Genomic DNA, 14,723 nt, shown 5'->3' on the forward strand with positions numbered 1-14,723 from the left:
CGGGTGCGAGACTGGCCGTATGCCAGTGCTCGACCCGAACCCCCAGAACGGTCAGAAGAAGATGCTGCTCGTCTTCGGCTCGTTCTTCGCCATCTTCATCGTGATCGCCATCATCGCGACGATCGCGTCGCCCTGACGGTCGCTTTTCCGTGACCGTGCGAGTGCCTCCGCGGGCCGATGGTGGGGTTGTCCCCACCATCCCCTAGGGGGTGAGGCTCAGGGTCAAGTGGGTGGATCTCCGGATGGGTTGGGGGCCGCGCGTTCCGTAACTTCGATGGTGTGACCGCGAGAAGCGGATCGCGGACCACTCGGAGACCAGCGGAGGCATCCATGTCGGCCCCTACGCACACCCGGCCCCACCCGGCGACCACGGGCGGCGTCGACATCAGGCTGCCGTGGTGGGCCCTCGCCCTGCCGGCGCTCGCGTTCGTCGTGCTGCTCGTGATGATGCTCAACCCGACGGACGCGCAAGCGGCGGCCTCGGACCCGATGATCACCCATTTGTTCGAGCGCGTGCAGCAGCTCATAGCCCGCTGAGCACGGGCTGAGCATCCGCGGAGCCGCCCCGTCAACTCCCTGCGCCCTGTGGCCTGTTTCATGCGAAGCTGGATCCCATGAGCGTCGCAGAACCCCGCAGGATCGTCCTCTTCCGGCATGCGAAAGCCGACTGGCCCCAGGTCACCGATCACGAGCGGCCGCTCGCTGAGCGGGGCCGCCTGGACGCGGCCACCGCCGGAAGCAGGCTGGCCGACACCGGCATCCCCTTCGATCTGGCCCTCTGCTCCACCGCGGTCCGGACCCGGGAGACCTGGAAGCTCGCCGTGCACGAGCTCGCGCACCGGCCGAAAACCGTCTACGAGGAGCGGCTCTACGACGCCTCGCCCGGCGAGCTGATCGCGGTGCTGAACGAGACGCCGGACGACGCGCGGAACGTGATCCTCGTCGGCCACAACCCGAGCGTGCAGGGCCTGTCCGAGACCCTCCCCGGTGCGGAGACCGGCGCAGAGACCGGTGCGGACGCCAGCGCGGGCAGCGCTGAGGCCCGCGAATGGCTGAAGCAGCGCGGGTTCGCGGCCGCCGGTTTCGCCGTGCTGTCCTTCACCGGTTCCTGGAAGGCGCTGGAGCCGGGCGTGGCCACGCTGGACGACTACTGGGCGCCGTCGGAGTAGTCCAGGCAGCCGGAATCGACCGTGCACGACAAGGGGCCCGGCACCATGTGGTGCCGGGCCCCTGAAGGTGGCGTAGACCGGACCGGGACGAGTCCCCTGGTCCGGGATCAGAACTCTGGTGCGGGATCAGTCCTCGTCGTGCGTGTCCGCGGCCTCGACCTCTTCGCGGGTGACGCCCAGCAGATACAGCACGGTGTCGAGGAACGGCACGTTCACCGCGGTGTGCGCGGCCTCCCGTACGACCGGCTTCGCGTTGAAGGCGACGCCGAGGCCGGCCGCGTTGAGCATGTCCAGGTCGTTGGCGCCGTCGCCGATCGCGACGGTCTGCGCGAGCGGTACGCCCGCCTCGGCGGCGAAGCGGCGCAGGAGCCGTGCCTTGCCCGCGCGGTCGACGATCTCGCCGGTGACCTTGCCGGTCAGCTTGCCGTCGACGATCTCCAGGGTGTTGGCCTGGGCGAAGTCGAGCCCGAGCCGGTCCTTGAGGTCGTCGGTGACCTGGGTGAACCCGCCTGACACGACGCCGACTTGGTAGCCGAGCCGCTTGAGCGTACGGATGAGCGTGCGGGCGCCGGGTGTCAGGCGCACCTCGCTGCGCACCTTGTCGACGACCGAGGCGTCCAGCCCCTTCAGCAGGGCCACGCGCGCGTGCAGGGACTGCTCGAAGTCCAGCTCCCCGCGCATCGCGGCGGCGGTGACCTCGGCGACCTCGTCCTCGCAGCCGGCGTGCGCGGCGAAGAGTTCGATGACCTCGTCCTGGATGAGCGTGGAGTCGACGTCCATGACGACGAGACGCTGGGCCCGCCGGTGCAGCCCCGCCGCCACGACGGCGATGTCGACGCCGAACGTCGCCGCGTGGGTGACGAGGGCGGTGCGCAGGGGCTCGGTCTCCACGCCGGAGACCGCGAACTCGACTGCCGTCACGGGGTACTTGGCGAGCCGGAAGATACGGTCGATGTTGCCGCCGGCCCGGGTGATACGGGCGGCGATCGCGGCGGTGGACTCCGCGGTGAGGGGGTGGCCGAGGACGGTGACGAGTGAACGTCCCAGTCCACGCGGCCGGTTGTCGCCGAGGCCGGAGATGATCTCGGCCTGCATCTTCATCGACTCGGCCCAGCTGTGCACGGTGGCCCGCAGAGACCCTTCGAGCCCGGCTGGCGGCGGCGTCACGAGTGCGCACAGCACCATCCGGCCACGTGTGACGACCTGCTCGATGTCGACCACGTCGACGGAGTAGGCGGCGAGGGTGTCGAAGAGTCCGGCCGTGATGCCCGGCCTGTCCTTGCCGAAGATCTTGACGAGGAGAGTGGGGACGTCAGAGGTCTGCGAAGCGCTCATGGTGTACCCACCGTATCCGGCACGGAGTGCCTTATGCCGCAGAGGTCCGCCCAGCGGACACGGAACAGTGGGTGTCGGGTCGGTGGCGCGAACCTTACGGGGCGATCACGGAGGGGCGGGATGGCGGTCAGGAGTGGGATGTGGGCGGTCGTGAGACGGCCTGGGGTGGTCGTGACACGGCTGAGGGGCGGTCAGGAGACGCGCTGAGGCGATCGCGGTGGGGCGCGGTGCCGATCAGGAGTTGGCCGGTCGTCGGGCGAGGGGCAACTGGGTACGGCACTGGACGCGGGGATACGGCCGGACGGGTGGGGCGTTGGGCTGCTGGGCTGCGGATCACCGGCGTCCCTTGGGCCTCCCGGGAGGAGGCGGCGACGGTGGTGGGGGAGGCGGCGGAGGTTGCTGCCCGCCGTCCGAGTCGTCCTCCGGCCAGTCCCGCGAACGTGACCCGGGTCGACGCCGGGGCGGCCGCGACGGTGGCTCGTAGGACTGGGCCATGGTCGGAGCGCCGTACATGTCGGCGGGCGGCGAAGGGGTGCCGGGCGGCCGCGGGTCGTCGTAGGGGCGAGTGCCGTCGTCCGGCGGGACGGCTCCCGGCGGCTGCGAGCGTCCGGGGTACGGGCCGACTCCACCCGGCCCTACGGCTCCGGACCCCGGACCAGCCCCGAACTGCCCTGCGTTTCCCGGGGGTTGAGGGGCACCGGAGGGCGGCCGACCACCTTCCTGCGGCGGCCGCGCGCCCGGCGGCCACACACCCTCCTGAGGCGAGCCCGCGTCCGGTGGCCGCCCTTGTCCGCGGAACCGAGCCCCACTGCCCGGTCCTGCACCACCCGGCCCCGGCCCCGGCCCCCTAGGCCCTGTCCCGTCCCCCTGCCCAGGCGACTTCCTCCGCGGCCACGCTTCACCAGGCGGCGGTGGCCTGCCGTCCTCCGGTTGCCGTAGCTCGTCGGGCAGTTGCAGATACGGGTTGGTCGCGGGGTTCGGCGCACGGTAGGGCGAGCTCGGCACGTAGGGCCCCGAGCCCCCGGCGGTCTCCGCAGGCTGCGCGTGTTCCGGATAACCCGGCTGGCCCGCCTGCCCCGGAGCCCAGGAATCCGGCCCCGGCCCGGACGTGGACCCTGACCCCGTCCCCACCCCCGGAACCGGAACTCCCTTCCCCAAGTCACCCAGTGCCAGCCGCGAAGCCTGCCGCCCCGCAGCCCCGGTCGCGAACGCGAGCAGCCCCCCGAGACCCCCCGCCCCCGCACCCCACACCGCACCCAGCAGCAACGCCATGCCCAGATGCCCGTGCAACTCGATCCCCGCACCGAACGCGTCGAACCCCAGCACCGACAGCGACGCGTCCACCGACACATCCGTCAGCCAGGCCAACAACGGCAACGCCAGCGCGGTGACGACCCCCAGCCGCACGGCACACCGCCCGGCAAAACCGAGAGCACTCCCGCGCCCCGCCGCACTTGTCCCGGCGCCCACGCCCAGAGGCGTCCGCACCCCCGTCAACACCCCCGCCAGCAACATCATCAGCGCCGCAGCGACCCCCAACAACCAAACGCGCCCGTCCAGTTCGGCCAGTCGCCCCAACGTCACCGGCTGATCGGACTTCGCGCTCAGGAGTTGGTCCAGCGGATGCGGAAGCAGCTTCGCCAGTTCGCCCGTCGCCTTGCCGTCCCAGGGGACGAACAGGCCGATCGGAATGCCCAGCCAGACCCCGTTGGGCGCGCCCAACAGCGCCGCGCCCGCGATGCGTTTCGGGTGATCGTCACCGATCGCCGCGTACGCCGCCGCCGCGAGCCCCGCCGCCACCGCGACCAGCAGCACGGTGACGAGGGCGGACGCGGCCGGGCGTACGACCCGGTGGACGGCCTCCCAGCCGCGGGGGAGAGGGGTACGGCGGGACGCGAGCAGGGCGATCAGCAGGATGCCGGCCGACCAGCCCAGGCCGCCCAGCAGCGTCGGCGCCGTGTCGACCGTGAAGCCGACCGCCGCCTTCGCCTTGACCAGGTCGCTGATCTTGCCCGGCAGCAGCCCGCCGATGTCACCGATGTCGCCGAGGCCGGGGATGCTCACCCCGCCGCTGCCGCCGCCGCCCGTCAGCTTGTCGAGGCCCAGCTTGCCTCCGTCGATCGTGATGACGTCGTGGCCCGCCCAGGCCAGCCCGCCGAGCATCGCCACGAAGAGCGCGATCACCGAGCCCGCGCGCGCGACGAGTTCGGCCGGGGCGATCACAACTCCGGCCGCCCGCAGGGACCGTAGGAAGAAGTACGAAAGAAGCAGTGCTCCCACCAGGCTCACGCCCAACGGTGTGATCGTCACGGCCGTGGTCGCCTGGGCGCCGGTCAGGCCGAAGGCGGAGACGTCGCCGGTCGGGGTGACCGACCCGCCCGCACCGAGGGCGACCACCGCCGCGGTCATGGGCCCGAGCGAGCCCGCCGTGTCGGCGCCCAGCAGGTGCAGGCCGAGTGCGGCCGTGCCCGCCATCCCTATCAGCGCCCAGCTCACCGCGGCGATCGCGGACAGCAGGACGTCACCCCAGGGCACCCTCGTGTCGTAGTTCGCCGTCCTGACACTCGTCGCTGAGCTCATGGCAGACCCCCCGATCCGCGGCGCGGTGCGGACACCACGCATGTCCCCCTCGCGTGGATTACCACTCTCCGGGTCGGTTTCAACCCCGTCAACGGAACCGGCGGATGCGTACCGGCGTGGTCTTCACAAGGCCCGACTTTCGGTCAGGGGGTGCAGCCTGAAATAGTTCCCGACGATGTTCGCCATCCCTAGACTCCCTGTGATGGGGGTAACTCGGGGGACTACTCAGTGGGGCATGGAGTGCCGGAACTCGTACTGGAATTGAATGGACGGACCTGGACGCTCGACGCGTCCAGGCCCTACACCCTCGGACGTGATCCGCAGGGGGACGTCGTGGTCGACGACGCCAGGGTCTCCTGGCGGCACGCCACGATCAGCTGGAGCGGCCGGAGTTGGGTGATCGACGACCACGGCAGCACCAACGGCACGTTCGTGCAGGGCCAGCGCATCCATCAGATGGAGATCGGCCCGGGCTCGTCCGTGTATCTGGGCAACGCGACCGACGGCCCGCGGCTGGGCCTGTCCGGCGCCGCGGCCTCCGTGGCCACGCCGCAGGCCCAGCCGCAGCAACAGCCGTACGCGGCACAGGGCGCGGGCCCCGGCTGGGCGCAGGCACCGCAGCAGCAGGCGCCGCAGCAGACGCCTGAGCAGCAGCGTTTCCAGCCGCCGGCCGCCTCGCAGATTCCGCAGCAGTCGGGACCCGGTGTCGGCGCGGGGGCGCCGCCGGTCTACGGCGACCGCAGCCCGACCACGTTCCACCAGTTCTCGCTGGACCGTGTGATGCGCATCGGCCGTGCGCTGGAGAACGAGTTGGTGGTCTCCGACCTCCAGGTCTCGCGCCACCACGCCGAGTTCCACGCGACGCTCGACGGCCGCTTCGAGATCCGCGACCTCGGCTCGCACAACGGCACGTACGTCAACGGCCAGCCGATCACCAAGGGCGGCTCGGCGCTGCTCGGCCCGAACGACATCGTCGGTGTCGGCCACTCGACGTTCCGCCTGGTCGGGGACCGGCTCGAGGAGTTCGTCGACACCGGTGAAGTCTCCTTCTCGGCGCGGCACTTGACCGTCGAGGTCGACGGCGGCAAGCAGATCCTGAAGGACGTCTCCTTCGGCGTACCGGAGAAGTCGCTGATCGCGGTCATCGGCCCGTCGGGCTCCGGCAAGTCGACCCTGCTCAAGGCGCTCACCGGCTACCGGCCCGCCAACCAGGGCGACGTCCTCTACGACAACCGGAACCTCTACAAGCAGTTCGCCGAGCTGCGCCAGCGCATCGGTCTGGTCCCGCAGGACGACATCCTGCACAAGGAACTGACCGTCAAGAAGGCCCTCAAGTACGCGGCCAAGCTGCGCTTCCCCGCCGACACCACCGGCGCCGAGCGTGAGGCCCGTATCGACGAGGTGCTGCGCGAGCTGAAGCTCGACATCCACAAAGAGAAGAAGATCACCTCCCTCTCCGGCGGCCAGCGCAAGCGCGTCTCGGTTGCCCTGGAGCTCCTCACCAAGCCCTCGCTGATCTTCCTGGACGAGCCCACCTCGGGCCTCGACCCGGGCATGGACCGCGATGTCATGCAGCTGCTGCGCGGCCTCGCCGACGACGGCCGCACGGTCCTCGTCGTCACCCACTCCGTGGCCGAACTGGCGATCTGCGACAAGCTGTTGGTGATGGCTCCGGGCGGCAGCGTCGCCTACTTCGGCCCGCCCGAGGAGGCACTGAACTTCTTCGGCTACGACACCTGGGCCGATGTCTTCTCCGCTTTCGAGAACTACCGCGACTACGACTGGGCCGGGCGCTGGAAGGGCTCGCAGCACTACCAGATGTACGCCGCGGACATCGACGCGATTGCTCCGCAGTCCGTACAGATGCCGCCGATGCAGGCGATGAAGCCGCCGAAGCCGCAGGGCTGGATGTCGCAGTTCGTCACGCTCGTGCGCCGTTACGTCGGGGTGATCGCCTCCGACAAGGGCTTCCTGGCCCTGATGGTGATCCTGCCGGCCGTCCTGGGCGCGGTGAGCCTGCTCATCGACTCGGGCAACAGCCTGCTGCCCAACCCGCCCCGGGCGAACGGCACCATCATCCCGAACGGCACGGCCACCACGGTCCTGCTGATCCTCGCGGTCGGCGCCTGCTTCGCCGGCGCGGCCAACTCGGTCCGCGAGCTGATCAAGGAACGGGTCATCTACGAGCGGGAGCGCGCCACCGGCCTGTCCCGCTCCGCGTACCTGATGTCCAAGGTGTTCGTGCTCGGTGTGATCACCGCGCTGCAGGGCCTGATGGTCGGTGTCATCGGCTTCGCCAGCCGGGAGATCCCCAAGCAGGGCCTGGTGCTCGGCAGTCAGACCATGTTCGAGCTCTGCATCCCGATCATGGGTCTCGGTTTCACCGCGATGATGTTCGGCCTGATCATCTCCTCGCTGGTGAAGACGGCCGAGAAGACCATGCCGCTGCTGGTGATGTTCGCGATCATCCAGGTCGTGTTCACCGGCTGCCTGTTCACCCTGAACGGCGCGGTCGGCGTCAACCAGTTCTCGTACCTGATGCCCTCGCGCTGGGCGGTCGGTGCCGCGGGCGCCACGCTGGACTTCAACAAGATCAGCCCGCCCAAGCCCGGCGACAGCGCCGACCCGCTGTGGGAGCACACCGTCGGCGCCTGGGGCATGGACATGGCCGCCCTGATCGTCCTTGGCGTGATCTGCGGCTTCTTCGTGGCCCGCTTCCTGCGCCGCCACGAGCCCGAGGTCATGCGCAAGTAGTTCTTCCTGTACGACGCCGAAGGGCGGCACCCCTCACACGGGTGCCGCCCTTCGGCGTCGATACCGAGACCCAGAGGTCCGCCGGAGGCCTCGGTACGCGTCTCAGTACGCGCTGTTGACGTTGTCGATCGAGCCGTACCGGTCGGCCGCGTAGTTCGCCGCGGCGGTGATGTTGGCGACCGGGTCGTAGATGTTCGTCGAGGTACCGGAGACGTGGTACGCGTTGAACGTCGGCTGGATGACCTGGAGCAGACCGATCGACGGGGTGCCGTTGACCGCGTTGACGTCCCAGCCGTTGACGGCGCTGGGGTTGCCCGAGGACTCCCGCATGATGTTCTTGTACAGGCCGTTGTACGAGCCCGGGATGCCCTTCTGCTTCATGATCGCCAGGGCGTGGTTGATCCAGCCGTTGAGGTTGTTGGCGTAGGTCGTCGCGGCGACGGGCTGGATCCTGACGCGCTCGCTGGAGCGGCTCGCGGCCTTCTTGGCCTTGCGCGCGGCCTCCGCCTTCTTCTTGGCGGCTGCTTCGGCGGCGGCCTTCTTCTTCGCGGCGGCGTCCGCCTTGGCCTTCGCCGCCTTCGCCTTCGCGTCGGCCTTCGCCTGGATCGCCTCGGTCTTCACACTGGCACCGGCGAGCTGGTCGGTGACGCTGGCCTTGACGCCCTTGATGGGCTCCGAGCTGTACGCGACCTTCGTCGAGGTCGCGGCGTCGCTCGTGATCGTCCCCGCGTCGCTGGGCACCGCGGAGAAGGCGAGGGCGGCGGCGCCGAGCGTGGCGACACCGGCGAGCGCGATCTTGTGCTGCTTCGTCAGCTTGTTCAGCTTGGTCAGGCGACTATGACCAGGAGTGTTCGAGTTCTTGGGCATGGCGGATGGACCTCTTCGAATTGCGCGGAGGTCGCTCACCGTCCGGCGGGGACGCGGGTGCTTCCGGCACAAACGCCGCGGAACGGAATCCGCGGCGCTGAGCGACGGCTGCAATTCTTAGCGGCCGCAAAATCCCCTGGCAAAGGTGTGACGTACGATCCCGGGTAGTTGACCGGTCCAGGGCAAAACGGGACAGACGGGACCGTCTGTCCCGCTCAAGTGGGGCGCCCATATCTCCTATGTCCGCTAGTACGTGATCTGCGCCCTATGTTCGGGCTCACATCGGCCGCGCCCCGACCTCACCCGCAGTTGCGGGAGCAACGCGCCGCGTGAGGGTCCTCCTCCGGGAGGATGAGGTGCACGTCCCCGAACTCGTGCCACAGGTAGAGCCCGCGCAGTGCCTCCTCATAACTGCGGCCCACGGCGGCCCGCCCGGCGACCGCCTCCAGCATCAGCAGATGCGAGGCCTCCGGCTCGTGCAGCCCCGTCAGCAGCCCGTCCACCACCCGCACACCCCGCTCCGGCGTCACGACGAGATCGGTCCACCCCGCACGCGCGCGTACGACCCCGTCGTCCCCGGCGGCCGACTCGACGGCCCGCACGGCGGTGGTCCCGACCGCGATCACCCGCCCGTCCCCGGCCCGGGCCGCGTTGATCAACCGGGCCGACGTCTCCGACACCGCGAACCGCTCCGGATACGGCGGCTCATGCACCTCGGCCGACGCCACCCCGGTGTGCAGGGTGATCGGCGCGAACTGCACCCCCCGGCTCACCAGCTCCGCCACCAGCCGCGCGGTGAAGGGCCGAGCCGCACTGGGCATCTCCGCACTGCCCGTCCCGTCCTCCGTGGGCAGCGAGAACACCGTCTGATAGACCGAGAGCGGCTGATCGCGCTCCGTATAGGAGTAACGAATGGGCCGCCCGTGCTCCCGGAGCAGTACGGCCACGCCGGGCTCCGGCGTTTCTGGACGCGACACCCCCGCTCCTGACACCCGCCCCCACCACAACCGCTCACCCCGCCCGCTCAGCGGCTCCTCCAGGACCAGCCGCACACCCCCGGGCAGCCGCACCTCCACGCCGGCCGGGCCGCCCGCACGCGCACGCGTGGTGCCCTTCCCGTCCGGCTCCCGCAGCTCGACCGCCCACCGCCCGTCATCGCCCCGCGTGGAGAAATGCACCACCACGCGTGCGTGCCCGATCCACCCGTCCACCGCCGCGGCGAGCGTCGGTGACGTGTTCACCACCAGCAGATCCCCGGCCCGCAGCAACCGCGGCAGCTCCGCGAACACGTGATGCGACACCTCGGTACCCCGCGACACGAGCAGCCGTACGGCATCCCGGTCGAGCCCCGGCCCGCGCTGTTCGGCGGGCACACGCGCGGACAGCTCCTCCGGGACCCGCACGGCCACTGTCATCGCTCCTCCAGGAGGGCCGGCGCACCGTAGCGCCCGCTCGCCGGACGCTCGTCCAGCAGCCGCAGGAACGCCGGCACCACGGAAGTCGGCGACGGCCGGGGACCGTCGTCGTCCGGTACGGCCGCCGCGTACAGGTCCGTGCCCATGTCCCCGGGGTCGACCGCCCACACCCGCAGCCCGGGTTCCTCGGCGCCGAGCACGGCCGCGAGATGGTCGAGGGCCGCCTTGGACGCCCCGTAGCCGCCCCACGTCTCGTACGCTTCCGCCGCCGCGTCCGAGCTGACCGCGATCACCGCACCCGCCCGCGAGGCCCGCAGCAGCGGCAGCGCCTCCTGGACCAGCCCGAGGGCGGCCACCACGTTCACCTCCAGCGCCCGCCGCAGCCCGTCCAGGGTCAGCTCCTCCAGGCGTACGAGCGGCTCGGCGCCCAGCGCGCTCGCGTTGCTCACGACCAGGTCGACGCCGCCCAGCTTCCCCGCCGCGGCCACCAGCTCGGCCCGGTGCGCGGCGTCCGTGACGTCCCCGGGGACGGCCTCCACGCGCGTGCCGTACGCGGCGACGGCCACCGCGGCTTCCGTGAGCACCCCCTCGGTCCTGGCGTCGAGCACCAGATCCCATCCCCGCGCGGCCAGGGCCTCGGCGAGTGCCCGCCCCAGCCCCTTGGACGCCCCCGTGATGATCGCTACCGACATGACACACACGTCCCCTCGTCCACTACGCCTCCGTCGGCGTGCCCCCAACGTAGGAACGGGACCGCCCCCGCCGCGTCGGACGTCGGCCGCAGTCCACCGGGGCCCTTCGCCCTAGGTCCACCGGACCAGACGACGGCCGCCACCAGCCCGATCCGCGGTGTCAGACCCCGCCGGTACCGTGAGGACATGAGTCAAGGTCCACGGTCCGGCCTCGCGGCGGTGAGTTCCGCGCTGCTGGCCATGAGCAGGCACCTTGAGGTGCGCGACGTCCTCAAGACGATCGTCGCCTCGGCCCGAGAGCTGCTCGACGCGCAGTACGCCGCGCTCGGCGTGCCCGACGACCACGGCGGCTTCGCCCAGTTCGTGGTCGACGGCGTCAGCGACGCCCAGTGGAAGGCCATCGGCCCGCTCCCGCGCCAGCACGGCATCCTCGCCGCGATGCTGCACGAGGCCAAGGCCGAGCGCCTCGCGGACGTCCGCAAGGACCCCCGTTTCGAGGGCTGGCCCTCGGCCCACCCCGAGATGTCCGACTTCCTCGGCCTGCCCATCCGCGACGACGACGAGGTCATCGGCGCCCTCTTCCTCGCCAACAAGAACTGCCCCAAGCGGGACGGCAGTTGCGGCTTCACGGAGGACGACGAGGAACTGCTCTCGATCCTCGCCCAGCACGCGGCCATCGCCCTCACCAACGCCCGCCTGTACGAGCGCAGCCGCGAGCTGACCATCGCGGAGGAACGCTCCCGCCTGGCCCACGAACTGCACGACGCGGTGGCCCAGAAGCTGTTCTCGCTCCGCCTCACCGCGCAGGCCGCCGCCACCCTCGTGGACCGCGACCCCTCCCGAGCCAAGGGCGAACTCCAGCAGGTGGCCGCGCTCGCCGCCGAGGCCGCCGACGAACTGCGAGCCGCAGTCGTCGAGTTGCGCCCCGCCGCCCTCGACGAGGACGGGCTGATCGCCACCCTGCGCACCCAGATCCAGGTCCTCGACCGCGCCCACACCGCACGCGTGACCTTCACGGGCCGTGCCTTCCGCGCCGTGCCCGCCGCCCAGGAAGAAGCCCTGCTGCGCGTCGCCCAGGAGGCCCTGCACAACGCGCTGCGGCACTCCGGCGCGGACCACGTCGCCGTGACCCTGGAGCGGCGTGGCTGCGGAGCGGTCCTCCGGGTCACCGACGACGGCAGCGGCTTCGAACCCCAGTCGATCCGCCGCGCCGGACGCCACCTCGGCCTGGTCTCCATGCGGGACCGGACGAACGGCGTCGGCGGCACACTGACCGTGGAATCGGCGCCCGGAAAGGGCACCACGATCGAGATGGAGGTTCCCGGTGGCTGACCCGATCAAGGTGCTCATCGTCGACGACCACCAGGTCGTCCGCCGGGGCCTGCGCACCTTCCTGGAGGTGCAGGACGACATCGAGGTCGTCGGCGAGGCGGCCGACGGCGCCGAAGGAGTCGCCCGCACCGAGGAGTTGAAGCCCGACGTCGTCCTCATGGACGTCAAGATGCCGGGCATGGACGGCATCGACGCGCTGCGCAGACTCCGCGAACTCGACCTCCCCGCGCGCGTGTTGATCGTCACCAGCTTCACCGAACAGCGCACGGTGATCCCCGCCCTGCGCGCGGGCGCCGCCGGTTACGTCTACAAGGACGTGGACCCGGACGCCCTGGCCGGTGCCATCCGTTCCGTGCACGCGGGCCACATCCTGCTCCAACCCGAGGTCGCCGGCGTCCTGTTGTCCCAGGAGGAGTCCAACTCGGGCCAGGGGAGAGGCGGTTCGCTCACGGAGCGGGAGCGCGAGGTGCTCGGCCTGATCGCGGACGGCCGCTCCAACCGCGAGATAGCCCGCACCCTGGTGCTCTCCGAGAAGACGGTCAAGACCCACGTCTCGAACATCCTGATGAAACTCGACCTGGCGGACCGCACCCAGGCCGCCCTGTTCGCCGTACGCCACGGTCTGACGCGGTGATCTGAGCGAGGTGGTCCGGCGCGGTGATCGGACGAGGTGGGCGGGGTGCGGCGGCAACACGGAGCGTCTCGTTCCGGGCTGAGATTCATACCGTCGTGGGAATGTCCCTCGAATGGCGCATCCTTCGTGGATCTCCACCGTTCTCCAGTGCGTGCCGCGGCGCCTGCCGCGGTGATCGCTAGGAGGACTCAGAAGTGAAGAACCTGAAGAAGGCAGCGGCCGTGACGATGGTGGCCGGCGGGCTGGTAGCCGCCGGTGCCGGGCTGGCCTCCGCCGACGGCCTGGCGAACGGCCAGGCCGCCGGTTCGCCCGGCGTCGGCTCGGGCAACGTCGTCCAGGTCCCCGTGCACGTCCCGGTCAACGCGGTCGGCAACAGCGTGAACGTCATCGGCGTCCTGAACCCCGCCTTCGGCAACCTGGGCGTCAACCAGTGACCCACGTCGCCGCGCGACAGTGACCTCCGGCCTCCCAGGGCGCTCCCTGGGAGGCCGGTCTGCTCGTCACCTGGTCACCTGGTCGGCTTGTCGCGCCAATGATCCGAACGGGCAGTCAAACGCGGATGTCCGTGCCGTTTCCGCCTTCCCCCGCGTTGATCAGCGCACGACCCGCGGCCGGGTCGGTCACGCAATCGCAGGAGGAACGCTTCCCATGAACATCGCCAAGAAGGCCGCTGTGGCCCTCACCGTCGCCGGTATCGCCGCCGGTGCCTCCGCCGGTGCCGCTTTCGCCGACGCCGGTGCCGACGGCGCGGCCGTGAAGTCCCCGGGTGTCGGTTCGGGCAACACCGTCCAGGTCCCGGTCCACGTCCCCGTCAACGTCGTCGGTGACAGCGTCAACGTCATCGGCCTGCTGAACCCCGCGTTCGGCAACAACGGCGTCAACGACTGACGTCCACACCACTGAAGAGGGGCCCCACGAGTCAACGGCGACTCGCGGGGCCCTTCTTCTGTAGACCGCACTTCTCTGTTGCCGGTAACTCTCAGCCCGCCCGGCGTTTGAGGACGAGGCCCCTTCAGGGCCGAAGCTGGGGCCTGGGGGCGGCAGCCCCCGGAGACGCCCACACCAACACCGGGCAACCAGCGCGACGGAACACTCAGCGCACCCCCTTCTCCCGCTCCTCCACAACGGAGTTGTACGCCGCGACCTGCGCCCGCCGAGCCGTCCGCTCCACCGGCCGCAACGCCTCCGCCCGCGCCCCCATCTCGGACGCGCTCACCGCACCCCCGGGCCCGTTCTCGTAAGCCACGGAAACCAACAACCCCACCCGCTGCGCCAGCTCCAGCACCCGCACCGCCCGCGGCGGATACCCCGGCGCCAACACCTCCCGCCCCCGCTCCGCCCGCGCGCGATAAGCGTCGACCGCCGCCTCGGCCACCGGCCCCGACCCGGCGACATCGAGCCGCGACAACACCGCCGTCGCATCCCGCAGCGCCTCCGCCAGCTCCCGCTCCGCCTCCCCGAGCGAGGGCACATCGGCGGGCGGCGCCTCCCGCACCGGCAGGCAGTGCCAGACGACCTCGACATGGACGTCACCGGCGGGACCGGCCTCGTACACCTCGGGAACGAGGCCGAGCGGGACGCCGTAGCAGATCACCGCCTCCTCGGCGTCGAGCGCCCGGGCGTTGAAGTCGGGCGGGCCGCTCAGCCCCAGGGGGTGTCCGGGGGTGGGCAGCGCCACCCGCAGTCCGGTCACCCCGAGGGCGCGCAGCCGCCCCAGCGCGAGGGTGAGTCCGACGGGTGCCGACTCGCCCGGCAGCCCCTCCACCCGGTGCACGGCGTCCTCGCCCACGATGGCGAGCACGGCGTCGTCGGGTGAGACAAGCCCGGCCAACAGGGCATTTCCCCAGGCGGCGAGGCGTCCTGAACGTGGTTCCGAAAGCATGCCCTCCACCCTAAGGACCGGACCGATGGAATGGACCGCCCGGCCGGTGGCGTAGATTTCTTC

The 14,723-nt window shown here is 70.9% G+C and carries 14 protein-coding genes; 8 read left to right on the top strand and 6 right to left on the bottom strand.

What is annotated here, in order from left to right; genetic code table 11:
- The first annotated feature begins 19 nt into the window (after positions 1-19).
- The 3 genes from OG714_RS39415 to OG714_RS39425 all read left to right on the top strand — a co-directional run bounded on the left by OG714_RS39415 (position 20) and on the right by OG714_RS39425 (position 1,169).
- Entirely contained in the window at positions 20-136 is a 117-nt protein-coding gene (locus OG714_RS39415; RefSeq protein ID WP_088245544.1) for an SGM_5486 family transporter-associated protein, read from the top strand.
- 194 nt (positions 137-330) lie between these two features.
- The gene (locus OG714_RS39420) at positions 331-537 is read left to right on the top strand and encodes a hypothetical protein (RefSeq protein WP_019067400.1); all 207 of its coding nucleotides are present in this window, start codon (positions 331-333) and stop codon (positions 535-537) included.
- A 77-nt stretch (positions 538-614) separates the two neighbouring features.
- Complete coding sequence (locus tag OG714_RS39425) at positions 615-1,169, top strand: SixA phosphatase family protein (RefSeq protein WP_406128303.1); 555 nt, start codon at positions 615-617, stop codon at positions 1,167-1,169.
- Positions 1,170-1,295: 126 nt separating this feature from the next.
- Here OG714_RS39425 and serB read toward each other — a convergent pair whose 3' ends face one another.
- Complete coding sequence (gene serB, locus OG714_RS39430) at positions 1,296-2,504, bottom strand: phosphoserine phosphatase SerB (protein ID WP_406128305.1); 1,209 nt, start codon at positions 2,502-2,504, stop codon at positions 1,296-1,298.
- A 333-nt stretch (positions 2,505-2,837) separates the two neighbouring features.
- Complete coding sequence (locus OG714_RS39435) at positions 2,838-5,084, bottom strand: streptophobe family protein (RefSeq protein ID WP_406128307.1); 2,247 nt, start codon at positions 5,082-5,084, stop codon at positions 2,838-2,840.
- Between the two features lie 240 nt (positions 5,085-5,324).
- Between OG714_RS39435 and OG714_RS39440 the strand changes: the two genes are divergently transcribed.
- The gene (locus OG714_RS39440) at positions 5,325-7,838 is read left to right on the top strand and encodes an FHA domain-containing protein (protein ID WP_406128309.1); all 2,514 of its coding nucleotides are present in this window, start codon (positions 5,325-5,327) and stop codon (positions 7,836-7,838) included.
- 102 nt (positions 7,839-7,940) lie between these two features.
- Here the strand turns inward: OG714_RS39440 and OG714_RS39445 are convergent, their stop codons facing one another.
- The 3 genes from OG714_RS39445 to OG714_RS39455 form a co-directional block, all read right to left on the bottom strand.
- Positions 7,941-8,705 carry a transglycosylase SLT domain-containing protein gene (locus OG714_RS39445; protein WP_406128311.1) on the bottom strand — a complete coding sequence of 255 codons (765 nt, stop codon included), beginning with the start codon at positions 8,703-8,705 and terminating at the stop codon, positions 7,941-7,943.
- 299 nt (positions 8,706-9,004) lie between these two features.
- Positions 9,005-10,120 carry an S-adenosylmethionine:tRNA ribosyltransferase-isomerase gene (locus OG714_RS39450; RefSeq protein WP_406128313.1) on the bottom strand — a complete coding sequence of 372 codons (1,116 nt, stop codon included), beginning with the start codon at positions 10,118-10,120 and terminating at the stop codon, positions 9,005-9,007.
- A complete protein-coding gene (locus OG714_RS39455) occupies positions 10,117-10,812 on the bottom strand; it encodes an SDR family NAD(P)-dependent oxidoreductase (RefSeq protein ID WP_406128315.1) in 696 nt (231 codons plus the stop codon). The genes OG714_RS39450 and OG714_RS39455 overlap by 4 nt, the downstream gene beginning before the upstream one ends.
- Before the next feature lie 186 nt (positions 10,813-10,998).
- Here OG714_RS39455 and OG714_RS39460 point away from each other — a divergent pair, with 186 nt between their 5' ends.
- The 4 genes from OG714_RS39460 to OG714_RS39475 all read left to right on the top strand — a co-directional run bounded on the left by OG714_RS39460 (position 10,999) and on the right by OG714_RS39475 (position 13,666).
- Positions 10,999-12,144: a GAF domain-containing sensor histidine kinase gene (locus tag OG714_RS39460; RefSeq protein WP_406128317.1), complete on the top strand. Its 1,146-nt coding sequence runs from the start codon at positions 10,999-11,001 to the stop codon at positions 12,142-12,144.
- Positions 12,137-12,778: a response regulator gene (locus OG714_RS39465; protein ID WP_406128319.1), complete on the top strand. Its 642-nt coding sequence runs from the start codon at positions 12,137-12,139 to the stop codon at positions 12,776-12,778. Before OG714_RS39460 ends, OG714_RS39465 begins: the two co-directional genes overlap by 8 nt.
- Before the next feature lie 194 nt (positions 12,779-12,972).
- Entirely contained in the window at positions 12,973-13,212 is a 240-nt protein-coding gene (locus OG714_RS39470) for a chaplin (protein WP_406128321.1), read from the top strand.
- Positions 13,213-13,426: 214 nt separating this feature from the next.
- Positions 13,427-13,666, top strand: a complete 240-nt coding sequence (locus OG714_RS39475) for a chaplin family protein (RefSeq protein WP_406128323.1) — start codon at positions 13,427-13,429, stop codon at positions 13,664-13,666.
- A 205-nt stretch (positions 13,667-13,871) separates the two neighbouring features.
- On the opposite strand, the gene OG714_RS39480 is transcribed toward OG714_RS39475, so the two are convergent.
- Positions 13,872-14,660, bottom strand: coding sequence for a hypothetical protein (locus OG714_RS39480; protein ID WP_406128325.1), 789 nt, complete (start codon positions 14,658-14,660; stop codon positions 13,872-13,874).
- Between the last annotated feature and the right edge of the window lie 63 nt (positions 14,661-14,723).

Source organism: Streptomyces sp. NBC_00989 (assembly GCF_045162655.1).
GTDB lineage: Bacteria > Actinomycetota > Actinomycetes > Streptomycetales > Streptomycetaceae > Streptomyces.

Coding starts and splice junctions, on each gene's coding strand:
- OG714_RS39420 (WP_019067400.1), top strand. CDS start 331: ATGTCGGCCCCTACGCACACCCGGCCCCACCCGGCGACCACGGGCGGC.
- OG714_RS39475 (WP_406128323.1), top strand. CDS start 13,427: ATGAACATCGCCAAGAAGGCCGCTGTGGCCCTCACCGTCGCCGGTATC.
- OG714_RS39450 (WP_406128313.1), bottom strand. CDS start 10,120: ATGACAGTGGCCGTGCGGGTCCCGGAGGAGCTGTCCGCGCGTGTGCCC.
- OG714_RS39455 (WP_406128315.1), bottom strand. CDS start 10,812: ATGTCGGTAGCGATCATCACGGGGGCGTCCAAGGGGCTGGGGCGGGCA.
- OG714_RS39415 (WP_088245544.1), top strand. CDS start 20: ATGCCAGTGCTCGACCCGAACCCCCAGAACGGTCAGAAGAAGATGCTG.
- OG714_RS39480 (WP_406128325.1), bottom strand. CDS start 14,660: ATGCTTTCGGAACCACGTTCAGGACGCCTCGCCGCCTGGGGAAATGCC.
- OG714_RS39435 (WP_406128307.1), bottom strand. CDS start 5,084: ATGAGCTCAGCGACGAGTGTCAGGACGGCGAACTACGACACGAGGGTG.
- serB (WP_406128305.1), bottom strand. CDS start 2,504: ATGAGCGCTTCGCAGACCTCTGACGTCCCCACTCTCCTCGTCAAGATC.
- OG714_RS39460 (WP_406128317.1), top strand. CDS start 10,999: ATGAGTCAAGGTCCACGGTCCGGCCTCGCGGCGGTGAGTTCCGCGCTG.
- OG714_RS39445 (WP_406128311.1), bottom strand. CDS start 8,705: ATGCCCAAGAACTCGAACACTCCTGGTCATAGTCGCCTGACCAAGCTG.
- OG714_RS39425 (WP_406128303.1), top strand. CDS start 615: ATGAGCGTCGCAGAACCCCGCAGGATCGTCCTCTTCCGGCATGCGAAA.